Here is a 12,511-nt window from a genome sequence, read left to right as displayed (position 1 = left end):
ATGATTACCAGACTGGCTAGCTAACGAAATGGGGGGTTGTTGTAGTGCTTGCGGCAGACTGGGTAGTAACTCTCGTTGCCGCCAATCTGAATCTGCTCACCCGCGTAAACGGGGTGACCGTCGTGCACCCGCAAGTTCATGATGGCCTTCTTGGTGCAGAACCAGCAGATGGTCTTCATCTCTTCAATCTTGTCGGCCTGGAGGAGCAGTGCCTCACTGCCTTCGAACAGGTTGTTCATGAAGTCATTCTTGAGGCCGAACGCCATCACCGGAATGTTCAGTTCGTCAACGACCCGGGCGCACTCGGTCACGTGGTGCTTCTCCAAGAACTGGGCTTCGTCAATGAGCACGCACGCGGCCTGGGGGTTTTCACGCTGCACCAGGTCGAACACGTTGGTTGCACTCTCGATTGGCGTGGCCTTGCGTTCCAGCCCAATGCGACTGGCAATGACGCCAACGCCGGAGCGGGAATCGACCCCGCTGGTCAAAATGATGACCTGCTTACCCTGCTCCTCATAGTTGTGTGCCACTTTGAGGATTTCGATACTTTTACCGCTATTCATCGCACCGTAGCGGAAAAACAGTTGTGCCATTTCGTTTTCTCCAATCTGGTGGACTGAAACTCCGCACAATCCACGCATCTTAACCTAACTATTATAGCGGGACAGCGCAAATTCCACAAATTGGAATTCACGCCGCCCCGCTACATGTGGCCTGGCCAGCATTATTTAACTAGTTTCCCCTGCGCATCAACCGTTTTGGTCTGCGTGCTATTCTGCAACCACGCCTCAGTTAAGCCATTGATTGTGTTGTAATAACCGACAAAGTAATTGGTGCCGGTCTGATTAATCACGGCGGGCACCAAACCCTTGTAATTGGCCGTCTGCGCCAGTGTGTGGACGAACGCGGCCGGAATCGTCGAATAAGTGCTGGCCGACTTGGTGAAAGTTTGAACCGACCCGTTGCCAATTTTGACCATCTTCGTCGGCGTCAAGAACAAATATGTGTACTCATTCGTGTTCGCCCCACGTGTTGTTGCCTTGGGCATTGCGTAACCAGAGTTCGCTGCCGTTCCGAGCACACTAAGGAATTGGGTCGTGTACAACTGCTTAGCCGGCAGTTTGCGCAGGTCCTGCACGCGGGTGCGGAACACGAACATGCCGTTGTTCTCGCTGCGATACAGCATCCCGTCCTGCACGAGCACACTGGCATCACTCTCCTGTGTGTCCAGTGGCGACCAGCGCCCGTTCAGCTGGGCATCGGTCAGGTGCTTCTTGGGCGCCGTTAATCCGGAGCGCGTGTAGAGATAGAGCGCGTCGTTTGCCCCAGTCGTCCCGTAACTATAGGAAAGCGCGAGGGCGTACAGGTTGTTTTTGTGCACCACGTAGCCCAAACGGTTGCCCTTGAAGAACACCAGGTCACTAATCTTGGTTAACTTAATGCCGGCATGGGCCGCTTTCAGGTTGGCGTTCAACTGAGCGAGTGTGTACTGCTTGGTTTTGCCCGTTGCACCCACCTGGTTCAGCGACGATTGGTACTTGAACGCGGCATAGCTCTGCTGGCCTTGCCCCAGATCGAGCTTCCCGCCGTGCGACACCGTCACTAACCCTGCACCCTGCTGCTGCAAACTGCGCTTGCCGAGCTGACCTTTTTTGCTCACGTTGATGCTCAGGTACTTGGTGCCCTGCCACGTATTGTCCGTCTGGGCGAGCACCTTTTGCGTCGCCGGTTTCGGTGAGCTGACCGGATTTTGCGTCGCCGTCTTGCCACACGCAGCCAGCGTCAGTCCCAAGGCGGCGGCCAAGAGTAAGATGATCTTTTTGTGCATGCACGTGTCCTCCATTTGCGAAAAAAACTGAACAAAGCTGGGCCTTGTTCAGTTCAGAAAATGATTTATGCTTCTTTGCCTGGGGTTGAGGCGATGATGTCGAGTTTCCCGTTAATCGTCCAGCTTGCAATCTGACTTGGCACAAGCAGGTGCGTCCCCTTAGTCAGGGCGAACGTCTTGTCGTCGGCCGTAATGGTCCCGTCGCCATCCAGGACGGAAATGAGCGTGTAGTCCGCGGACTTAGTAAGCTTAAGTTCGCCGTTAACCTGCCAGCGGTACACGGAGAAAAATGGACTCGTTGGTGCGGTTACGAACGTGGTGATGGTCGAATCGCCAATCTTTTCCGTGGTGATGTCGAGTTTAGGGTCAACGTGTGGCACGATGGTCACATCTTCGGACTGCTTGAGGTGCAACTCACGCTTGTTTCCTGCATCGTCCGTCCGGTCGTAGTCGTACAAGCGGTACGTGGTGTCGGAACTCTGCTGGGTTTCGAGCACCATGATGCCCTTGGTCAGTGCATGAATGGTTCCACTAGGCACGTAGAAGAAGTCGCCCGCCTTAACTGGCACCTTCCGCAGCAGCTTGTCCCACTGTCCGTTTTCAATCATGGACACAAGTTCTTCATGTGTCTGGGCGTGGTGGCCGTAGATCAGGTAGGAACCTGGGTCCGCATTAATCACGTACCAGCATTCGGTCTTACCCAGTTCGTGCTCGTGGATTGCCGCATATTCGTCATCCGGGTGCACCTGGACGGAAAGTGCATCTTCCGCATCCAGAATCTTGGTGAGCAGCGGGAAGACCTTGCTGCTTGGGTTACCGAAGTATTCTGGGTTATCACTGTAGGCCTCAGCCAGCGTCTTGCCGGCCAGTGGTCCGTTTTCGATGGTTGCGGGGCCATGGGGGTGGGCCGAGATTGCCCAGCATTCACCGATCTTACCCTCAGGCAGATCGTAGCCGAATGTTTCAAGTTTGCGGCCACCCCAGATTTTTGGTTGGAAATATGGTTTCAGGAAAAATGGTTCAGTCAAAATAATTCCTCCATCTGTATGCATAGCGTTTATCAATTCCCGTTAATTCTAACACAGAAATCACTTCCAGAAAACGGTCACAACGGGATTGGTATGGGTCACCACCCGCCCCACTAATCCACTTTTGCTGCAAAAAATTGGACTTTTGCTTAACCAAAATGCTCAAGAACGCAGCAAAATTTGGCTCGCCGCCACCCCCTCTTCGCGACAAGCTAAGCAGCGCAAGGCCTGCAGTCGATAGCTAACCCCAGCCATTTATTATTTGCTTGCCAGCAATTACGATGAATGTAGGTTAAAGACCAAGTTGCTCGTCACCCCAATGTTTGCGTGGCCGTGCGCCACGTATCTGACCGTAAACTGAGTTGTGACCGGTAGTACCCTAGCTCCGGTCCAAGGGAGGAAATCATGGCTGATAACCAAACACCGACCAAGACCCCTTTCTGGAAAAAGGCGTGGTTCTGGGTTCTCGTCGTACTCGTCGTTGCCATCACCTGGGGCGCGCTTGCTGCCAATAACAGTAGCAAGTCCACCGCGGACAAAGATCCGGCATCGACGGTGGTCACAGAAAAGTCATCCAGTAAGAAGAAGGTGCCAAAATCGTACAAGGAGGCCCTCAACCGCGCAGACGCGTATGTCACCAATACCCACCCGTCGCGCAAAGGCTTGTACAAACTCTTAACGAACAAAAAGGGTGAAGGCTTTAGCGCAGGTGCCGCAACTTACGCGGTGGGTCACGTCAGCGCGGACTGGAACCGTAACGCGACCATCAGGGGCGCCCAGATTGCTAAGTCCAAGCACCTCTCGAAAAAAGGGCTCTATAACGAATTGACCGCCGCCAGTGGCGAAGGCTTCGCGAAGACCGAAGCCAAATACGCGGTCGAGCACATTCACGTTAACTACAAGAAGAATGCGGCCGCCGCGGCCATCACGCTCCAAAAGCGCGAGCACATGTCTGCTGCCGCCATCGAAGCCCACCTCGCTTCCGATAATGGCGAGAAGTTCACAAAGGCCGAAGCTGCATTTGCGGTTGACCAGCTCCATGAATAACCAGAATTGAGGCACTAATGCTAATCCGGGGCGGACAAAATTTGTCCGCCCCGGATTGATTTGTTATGCAGCTAATCGAACGGGAACGTCATTCCCCACTGGTTGCGCACATCGGACATGATGTGGCTAACATCATGTGAGAGCGCTAGTTGGCCATCATCATGGCCTTGATCAACGTACCGCTGCATGTCCTGCACCTCGTAGACCAACGCATCCGCCGCGTTCCCCGCGGTAATGGTCTCAGTAGTGGTGGTGTGGGCGTCAGCAGTGTACGTGATTTCCGCGGTTGTTGCCCGCGGGTAATCATTGATTTCGATGTAGCCCTTAGTCCCCGAAATCACCCCGCGTTTGGGCTGCTTCGCCCGCAGCGACAGTGCCATCACCGCCATTTGTTCATCAGGCGTCTTCAGAATAATCCCCGATTGTTCGTCAACTCCGGTTGGGAAGTACTTCACCGTGGTCAAAGAGACATTCGGTTGCTGGTTGAGGAACGTCCGGGCAAACGCGGTTGCGTACCCGCCAATATCCAGCAGCGCGCCGCCAGCCAAGTCCTTGTTGAAGAACCGGTTCTGCGGGTCATAATCCTTCAGACTGCCGAAATTGACCTGCACCATGTGGATGTCACCCAGTTTGCCAGCCGCAATCAGCGCCTGCACCTTCTGGTAGAGTGGCATGTGCAGCAGCGTCAGGCCCTCGGTGAGAATTAGCCCCTTGGCCTTGGCGAGGGCCTGCACCTCATCGAACTGCTTGGCGTTTACGGTAATCGCCTTTTCCGCGAACACGTGCTTCCCCGCGTTCAACGCCTGCTTAATGTATGGGTAGTGAAAGGTATGGGGCGTGGCAATATAAATCACGTCGATGTTCGGATCCGCAATCATCGCGTCCGCATCGGTGAATGTCCGGCGAATGTGCTTTTCACGGGCAAACTTAGCCAACATCTCCGCATTCACGTCGGCCACGGCGTAAATCTCACCATTAACGCGGTTCAGTGCATCTGCCATTTCGTGGGCAATCCAGCCCGTTCCAATCATGCCCCAATTCAATTTTGTCATGAGTTCCTCCTTATAACATCCGGACGCCGTCATCCGGTGTTTCAATCAATACTTGCGTTGCTAAGTTCGTGAACAAAGAACTGCCCACAACCCCGTTCACTTGGGTTAAAGCTGCATTCTGTTCACGAATCCGCGCCCATTCATCAGCTTTGCAGAAACAGTCAAGCAACCGGTTCCCCCGTTCACCTTGAACAACCGGCCGCACACGGACATCTAAGTCCAGGTTCTTTGCTGCCTGCACAACCTGCGCCGCCATGATTGGCACCACCTCTAGAGTCAGCGGAATCGTCGTGTCGAGGGTTGGCTGAACCCGCGCTTCCGGCGTTAGGATGACATATTCTGTACACAGTGTTGCGTATGCCTTCTCGTCCACGAAGATTCCGCCCATGCTCTTGAGCAAGTTCAGATAGCCATCAACTGCATCACAGCCATCAAAGCCCAAATCGATTTGCTGGGGCGCATCGATCACGCTGAACCCCACCTGGCGACAATAATCGCGCACAAGTGCAAGTGGACTGGTGACAGATATATCCAAGTTACGGACAGCCACAGCGTCAATTAACGCGCGCACGTGCTGACCCCCACCGAAACTAACGCTCATTCCTGGCTTAACCATCTGCGCTGCCATCTCAATTTGTCTAGTCATTTTCACACGCCTTACAATCATGAAATTAATTTACAAATAGATACTAATTCAGAAATTAATTTTCGTCAAGCGGCAAATTTGGAAATTGATTTTCAGGTGGTGCTGGCGTACATTAATGGTAACAACCACGGAGGCGCACACTATGGCAAGTCAGGCGACAATCATCGATACACTCTACAGCAAGCTACCCACCCTATCGGCAACGGATCACAAAATCGCGCAATACGTGCTCACCCACCCCAATCAGGTCGTGAACATGACCATCTCGGCACTCGCGCAGGCGGCTGGGGTTAGTGACGCCTCCGTGTCGCGCTTCAGCAAGAACATCGGGCTGGACGGCTTCCATCAGCTCAAGATTGAACTTGCGCGCGTGGCGGAGAATCAAGACAGCTATTATCAACAAATCAATCCGGATGATTTCGGTCAGGCTCTGCAAAGCATTAGCGCCAATAAGGTAGCAGAAATCAATAGCACGCTGGCCCAGACAGCGGCGCCGGTGCTCAAAGAGATCGTGCAAGCAATCGCGGCCGCACCAATTGTGCAGGTTGCCGGCGCTGGGGGCACCTTTCCCGTGGCGGCCGATGCGGTGTAAAAGTTCAACCAGTTGGGCAAGCTGGCCATTACGGATTCCGTGTGGGACACAGCGGTGGCCCAAACCCTCAACTTACCGCAAACCGCGGTGCTGCTGGTAATTTCTAACTCTGGGGAAACCCGCGACTTACTCACCCAGGTCAATGTCGCCAAAAAGCGCAGCATCAAAGTCGTCGCCATTACCAATCACGCGGATTCACCGATTGCGCAGCGGGCTGACCTGCACATGCTAACCGCAGTTCGGCAGCGGGTCTTCGAGTCGGAATACTACTTCTCCCGCGTCGCCGCGATGACCGCGGTGGAAGCAATCTTCCTGCTGCTTGCCGATGACAAAACGCGACTTAAGCACATCAAGCAGCACGAAAGCATCGTCGCCACAACCAAAATCTAAAATAAAGACCAGGAACCCCCGCAGTCAGTAACGACTGCGGAGTTCCTGGTCTTTTTTCATGGTAATAGGTAAACCCAACTACGCCAAGCTGAGCACCATGTTGTACCACACCTCACCAGCATGTTGCGAGTCCGCCACACCTTCATTCACGTAGCCATGCTTGGCGTAGTACGGCACGAGGCGCTCTAGGCAGGTCAACGAAATGAGTTCGCGGTGTTGTTTTTGCGCCTGCTTGGCAAAGGCGGTCAGCAATGCCGTGCCAAGCCCCTGTCCGCGGGTGGCCGGATCAACGGCAATGCTCAGCACCGCAACGCACTTGTCTGCATCGCGATTAACAGTCAAGTGATCAAACAAATCATCGGTCAGATAACGGGCACTGATTGCCGGCCCCACAATGAAGCCGACAACCTGCCCCGCACTTTCCGCGACAAGGAACGTGTCTGGAATCTTGGCGATGCGCTCCGCCATACTCGCTTCACTGGCCGCTTCTGCTGGCGTGAACCCCGCCCGTTCAATGCGCATGATGGCCCCGAGGTCAGCGGCGCCGGCACTGCGAATTACAATATTCATATTATTCTCCCGTCCTGAAAAAATCATCGTGCCTTTAATATAGAAGAAACGGTGCCGACAAACAAGGTGCACCTAATTGACGTCTTTTGACCGTTTAAGCGAAAAATCAGCCGCTGACCGGCATTTTGCCCGCTTATTGGGCAGTTTTGGCCATTTTCATGAACTTTTTTGAATGTTTTTGACGTTTTTTACTTGATTGTAACCGGTTGCTGTGTATAATAAGAATCAAGAGGTGAATGAAAGTGCTTACTGAAGAACGCAAACAACGCATATTGACCGATATTGACCGGAACGGCGTCGTCCAGATTCGCGAACTCATCGCGCAACTGGATGCCTCCGAATCCACCATCCGCCGGGACCTTGGTGAACTGGCCAAAGCGGGCCTGGTCCGCCGCGTCCATGGTGGCGCCCAGAAAATCAGCTCCCTGCGCGACGAACCTGGCGTCCAGGAAAAAGCCACGACGCACACCACCGCTAAGGCCGCAATTGCGCGCGCCGCAGCCAACATGGTGGCGGACGGCGATTTGATTTTCCTCGACGCCGGCACCACCACCGCGCAGATGATTCCGCTGCTGCAGGATAAGGACGTCACCGTCGTCACCACCGGGGTCGACAACGCGTCACTCCTGGCTGATTACGGCATTAAGACCATCATGCTCGGCGGCACCATCAAGCCGCTGACAAAAGCGATTATCGGGGCGCAGGCTGCACAACAGCTAGCCCAGTACCGGTTCAACAGCGCGTTCATCGGCGCTAACGGTATCCACATCGATTACGGCTGCACCACCCCGGACCCCGAGGAAGCCGCAACCAAGCGGGTCGCCATCAGTCAAGCCGCTTGCACCTACATGCTCGCCGACGCCAGCAAGTTCGGCAGTGTTTCATTCGCCCAAATCGCGCCACTGAACACAACCGCAATCATCACGGATGACTTCACGGCAATCGACCCAGCATTCACCAAACTCGACAACATCAAGGAGGCAACACTTTGATCTACTCCATCACATTGAACCCAGCCATTGATTACGTGATTGGGCTCCCCAAACTGGAACTAGGGCTGGTCAACCGGCTCGACACCGCCATCAAGCTCCCTGGCGGTAAAGGCATCAACGTTTCCCGCATCCTCAAGGAACTGGACATTGACACCACCGCCTGGGGCTTTACCGGCGGGATGCCCGGCCGCTTCATCGAAGAGCAGTTGCAGGCCCTCAGCTTACGCACCGACTTCACCCGCATCAACGGCGACACACGCATTAACGTCAAGCTCAAGGCCGACCAAGAAACCGAACTGAATGCGCCTGGCCCCCAGATTACTGACGATGAAGTTGCCGCCTTCCGTGCCCGGTTCAACCAGCTGCAGCAGGGCGATGTGGTCATCATGGCCGGTAGTATTCCGGCTGGGTTACCCGAATCCTTCTACCGCGACCTCATTCCCCTCATCCACGAACACGGTGCCGATTTCGTCATCGACACCACGGGGCAGGCACTGCTGGACACATTGCCAAGCAAGCCGCTGGTCGTGAAGCCAAACCACCACGAACTGGCAGAGCTGTTCGGCGACGCAGAATATCCAGACCTGCAGGCAACCGTTGCCGCTGGGCGCAAGCTGCTCGGACTCGGCGCCAAGCACGTACTGGTCTCAATGGCCGGTGCGGGTGCGCTCATGATTACTGCGGACAAGGCTTGGCACGGCACCGTGCCGAAGGGGGACGTGAAGAACTCAGTCGGGGCCGGTGACAGCATGCTCGCCGGATTCACCGGCACGTTCGCCCGCACCCACGACCCACTGCTCGCCTTCAAGAAGGCCATCGCGTGCGGTAGTGCCACCGCCTTTTCCACCGACCTTGCCGATCGCGCCAAGATTGATGAAGTTGAAGCCACCATCTCGATTGAAGAAATCTAACTAGTAGAAGGAGACAAAATCATGGACATCCGTGAATTACTACGCAAAGATATCATGATCATGGACCTGAAGAGCACCACCAAGGCCGATGTGATTGACGAATTAGTTGCCAAGTACGCCGCCAGCGGCATTATCACCGACGCTGACCTGTACAAGCAGGACATTCTGAAGCGTGAAGCTGAATCCACCACCGGGATTGGTGATGGCATCGCCATGCCGCACGCGAAGGACAAGGCGGTCAGTCAGGCCGCAGTACTCTTCGCCAAGAGTGACGCCGGGGTCGAATACGACGCACTTGACGGTCAGCCAGTGCACCTGTTCTTCATGATTGCTGCGCCAGAGGGTGCAGATAACACGCACCTCGCCGCGCTTTCCGCCCTGTCTTCACTACTCATCAATCCAGACTTCGTGGCCCAGTTGCGCGACGCCAAGACGCCTGATGAAGTGCAGCGCCTATTCGCCGCCGCGCAGGAAGCCAAGGATGCCAAGGACAAGGCCGATGAAGCTAAGGAAAAGGCGCAGGAAGCTCAGCGCGCCGCCGCTGCAGAAGCCGCTGCCGACAAGCCATTCATCGTCGCCGTCACCGCCTGCCCAACCGGGATTGCGCACACCTACATGGCTGAAGCGGCCCTCAAGGAAACCGCCGAGAAGATGGGCGTCGACATCAAGGTCGAAACCAACGGCTCTGAAGGGGTCAAGCACCGCCTCACGAGCGATGACATCAACCGCGCCGTCGGGGTCATCATTGCTGCTGACAAGAAGGTGGAGATGAACCGGTTCTCCGGCAAGCACCTGATCAACCACCCCGTCATTGACGGCATTAAGAAGCCAACCGAACTGATTCAGGACACCCTGGACGAAAAGGGCGGAATTTACGCCGGCAACAGCAATGAAGAAAGCAGTGGTGAAGAAGAAACCACTGGCACCCTGTGGAACCGCATCTACAAGGACCTCATGAACGGGGTTTCCAACATGCTGCCATTCGTTGTTGGTGGGGGAATCATCATGGCCCTCTCCTTCATCTTCGAACAGTATGCGGGCAAAGAATCATTGTGGTTCACCTTCACTAACAACTTGGGGAACTACGCATTTAGCTTCCTGGTTCCCGTCCTCGCCGCTTACATCGCGATGAGTATCGGCGACCGGCCAGCGCTCATGCCTGGGTTCGTCGGTGGGTACATGGCCACCATTGCGACCGCCTCGATCGTTAAGGCTTCCAATCCATCCGGGTTCCTGGGCGGCCTGGTTGCTGGGTTCGTCGCTGGTTGGCTCGTCGTTTACCTGAAGAAAGCCTTCAAGGGCTTGCCAAAGTCGCTTGACGGGCTTAAAACGATTCTCCTGTACCCAGTTGTCGGGCTTGCGTTAATCGGGATTATCATGTTCTTCATCGTTAACCCCATTTTCGCTGCCATCAACGGCGCCCTGATTAGCTTCCTTGAAGGTATGGGTACTGGTAACGCCATCCTGGTCGGCGTCATTCTCGCCGCCATGATGAGTATCGACATGGGCGGTCCCTTCAACAAGGCTGCTTACACCTTCGCCATTGGGATCTACTCCGCATCCAACTACACCGACGGCCGCTGGATGGCCGCAGTCATGGTTGGGGGGATGATTCCCCCACTGGCCATCGCCATTGCTTCCACCTTCTTCCCCGCTAAGTTCACGGAAAACGAACGCCAGTCTGGTTTATCCAACTACGTGCTCGGGCTCACCTTCATCACTGAAGGGGCCATCCCGTTCGCCGCAACCGACCCCGTACACATCATCGGTAGCTCCGTTATCGGGAGTGCCATTGCCGGTGGGTTGACCCAGTTGTTCAAGGTTAACGTACCCGCACCACACGGGGGCATTGTGGCCCTCGCACTGACGGATCAGAAGGTCGGCTTCCTGGTTTCCCTGCTCGTTGGTGCCATCGTCGCCGGGGTTATCCTCGGTATCTGGCGGCCAAAGGCAAAGCAAGACTAACCTTAATAGGTACGCAAAGAGGGTCAGACAAATGTCTGACCCTCTTTTTTATGCCGTTCGGCGACTGAACCGGGTGAGCAGGTACACAACCATAATCCAAACCACCGTGGCGCCCATTGCGATTGCCGTTTCGAAGGTGAACAGCATGATGACTACCACCATGGCCAGAAATGCGAGCACTAAGTAATCGGCCGCCGGGAAAAGCGGCGCCTTGAACGCACTACCGGCAGGATTTTGCCGCCGGTAGCGAATGTGCGCCAGAATAATCATCACCCAAACGAATAGGAAACTGATGGTCGCCACACTGGACACCAAGGCAAATACGGAGGCGGGTAGAAACATGTTGAGCACCACCGCAATGGCGATCACCGCTGCCGATAGCGCAATGGCCCGCGCCGGAACCTGGTGCCGCGACAGCTTGCTGAGCCGGTGCAGCCGCTGATTATTACTCGTCATGGTCAGTGACAAGAGCATCCGCCCCGTGCTGAAGAGCCCCGAGTTGCAGGCGGAGGCCGCGGCCGTTAACACCACAAAATTGATGATGTCGCTGGCGCCAGGTAGCCCCACTTGTTCAAAGACCTGGACGAACGGGCTGTTGTCCGGACTAACTGCGGTCCAGGGGTTAATCGCCATAATCACGACCAGCGCCCCGATGTAGAACAGAATTACGCGCACCGGCAGCTTGTTGATGGCGTCCGGAATGGTTTTGCCCGGATCCGCGGTCTCCCCCGCTGTCATCCCCACGAGCTCAATGCCGGTGAAGGCGAATACGACCATCTGGAAGGACATCAGAAAGCCGCCGAGGCCCTTGGGGAATAAGCCGCCGTAAGCCCACAGATTGCTCAAGCTGACGTGTCCGTAATTGGTCGGGTGGTGCAAGATGAGCAGCACGACTCCGACCGCAATCAGCCCGATGATGGCCACAACCTTAATGAGGGCAAACCAAAATTCCGCCTCACCGAACAGACCCACGGAGATTAGATTCATTAACAATAAGACAACCAGCACCACTAGCCCCGGCAGCCACTGCGGCAAAAGTGGCCACCAGTTGCGCACGTATACGCCAATTGCCGTGACTTCCGCCATTGCTAGGGCCAGCCAGCACACCCAGTACGTCCAGCCGGTGACTACCGCCCACGTTTTGCCCAGGTACTTGTCGATGCTCTCGACAAATGAATGCTGGTGCAAATCCGCCACGAGCAGTTCCCCGAGGGCGCGCATGATGAGGAAACACACAATCCCCGTCAACAGGTACGCAAAAATGATTGCGGGCCCGGCGCGGTGAATGGATTGACCGGCGCCCAAGAACAGCCCGGTCCCGATAGTGCCCCCGATTGCCATCAGCTGAATGTGGCGACTCTTAAGATTGCGTGCTAGTTGCGGTTTTGCTTCTGCCATGGTGCCTCCTTGGTTAGCCTGCGTGCGTAATATAAGCATTATACACAAGTGTGCACGTCTTGCGAACTAGCCTTCATTTTATTTTCAGAAAC

At 55.2% G+C, this 12,511-nt stretch carries 11 protein-coding genes and 1 pseudogene; 5 read left to right on the top strand and 7 right to left on the bottom strand.

What is annotated here, in order from left to right; genetic code table 11:
- Window positions 1-20 precede the first annotated feature (20 nt).
- The 3 genes from FC18_RS00695 to manA form a co-directional block, all read right to left on the bottom strand.
- On the bottom strand, window positions 21-593 hold the full coding sequence (locus FC18_RS00695; RefSeq protein ID WP_054676559.1) for a thymidine kinase: 573 nt from the start codon (window positions 591-593) through the stop codon (window positions 21-23).
- A 131-nt stretch (window positions 594-724) separates the two neighbouring features.
- Window positions 725-1,828, bottom strand: coding sequence for a hypothetical protein (locus tag FC18_RS00690; RefSeq protein WP_054676562.1), 1,104 nt, complete (start codon window positions 1,826-1,828; stop codon window positions 725-727).
- Between the two features lie 65 nt (window positions 1,829-1,893).
- The gene (gene manA, locus FC18_RS00685; RefSeq protein WP_156300781.1) at window positions 1,894-2,880 is read right to left on the bottom strand and encodes a mannose-6-phosphate isomerase, class I; all 987 of its coding nucleotides are present in this window, start codon (window positions 2,878-2,880) and stop codon (window positions 1,894-1,896) included.
- A gap of 381 nt (window positions 2,881-3,261) precedes the next feature.
- On the opposite strand from manA, the gene FC18_RS00680 reads away from it, so the two are divergent.
- Window positions 3,262-3,903, top strand: coding sequence for an Ltp family lipoprotein (locus FC18_RS00680; protein ID WP_056975296.1), 642 nt, complete (start codon window positions 3,262-3,264; stop codon window positions 3,901-3,903).
- Between the two features lie 71 nt (window positions 3,904-3,974).
- On the opposite strand, the gene FC18_RS00675 is transcribed toward FC18_RS00680, so the two are convergent.
- Window positions 3,975-4,955 (bottom strand): Gfo/Idh/MocA family protein, encoded by a 981-nt coding sequence (locus FC18_RS00675; RefSeq protein WP_056975295.1) that lies wholly within the window; start codon window positions 4,953-4,955, stop codon window positions 3,975-3,977.
- A 10-nt stretch (window positions 4,956-4,965) separates the two neighbouring features.
- Window positions 4,966-5,601 (bottom strand): ribose-5-phosphate isomerase A, encoded by a 636-nt coding sequence (locus FC18_RS00670; protein ID WP_054676577.1) that lies wholly within the window; start codon window positions 5,599-5,601, stop codon window positions 4,966-4,968.
- Between the two features lie 142 nt (window positions 5,602-5,743).
- On the opposite strand from FC18_RS00670, the pseudogene FC18_RS00665 reads away from it, so the two are divergent.
- Window positions 5,744-6,583 (top strand): annotated as a pseudogene (locus FC18_RS00665) (MurR/RpiR family transcriptional regulator).
- Between the two features lie 78 nt (window positions 6,584-6,661).
- Here FC18_RS00665 and FC18_RS00660 read toward each other — a convergent pair.
- On the bottom strand, window positions 6,662-7,153 hold the full coding sequence (locus FC18_RS00660; protein ID WP_054676580.1) for a GNAT family N-acetyltransferase: 492 nt from the start codon (window positions 7,151-7,153) through the stop codon (window positions 6,662-6,664).
- Between the two features lie 242 nt (window positions 7,154-7,395).
- Between FC18_RS00660 and FC18_RS00655 the strand changes: the two genes are divergently transcribed.
- Genes FC18_RS00655 through FC18_RS00645 form a run of 3 tightly spaced genes read left to right on the top strand, consistent with a single transcriptional unit; the run spans window position 7,396 to window position 11,021 of the window.
- Entirely contained in the window at window positions 7,396-8,145 is a 750-nt protein-coding gene (locus FC18_RS00655; RefSeq protein ID WP_054676737.1) for a DeoR/GlpR family DNA-binding transcription regulator, read from the top strand.
- Complete coding sequence (gene pfkB, locus FC18_RS00650) at window positions 8,142-9,056, top strand: 1-phosphofructokinase (RefSeq protein WP_054676583.1); 915 nt, start codon at window positions 8,142-8,144, stop codon at window positions 9,054-9,056. The genes FC18_RS00655 and pfkB overlap by 4 nt, the downstream gene beginning before the upstream one ends.
- Before the next feature lie 21 nt (window positions 9,057-9,077).
- Window positions 9,078-11,021 (top strand): PTS fructose transporter subunit IIABC, encoded by a 1,944-nt coding sequence (locus FC18_RS00645; RefSeq protein WP_056975294.1) that lies wholly within the window; start codon window positions 9,078-9,080, stop codon window positions 11,019-11,021.
- 48 nt (window positions 11,022-11,069) lie between these two features.
- Here the strand turns inward: FC18_RS00645 and FC18_RS00640 are convergent, their stop codons facing one another.
- Window positions 11,070-12,419 carry an amino acid permease gene (locus FC18_RS00640; RefSeq protein WP_056975293.1) on the bottom strand — a complete coding sequence of 450 codons (1,350 nt, stop codon included), beginning with the start codon at window positions 12,417-12,419 and terminating at the stop codon, window positions 11,070-11,072.
- Window positions 12,420-12,511 lie beyond the last annotated feature (92 nt).

Source organism: Lacticaseibacillus sharpeae JCM 1186 = DSM 20505 (assembly GCF_001436225.1).
GTDB classification, from domain to species: Bacteria; Bacillota; Bacilli; order Lactobacillales; family Lactobacillaceae; genus Lacticaseibacillus; species Lacticaseibacillus sharpeae.
Note: the sequence above shows the minus strand (reverse complement) of the source record. Positions and strands in the feature narration are given on the sequence as shown.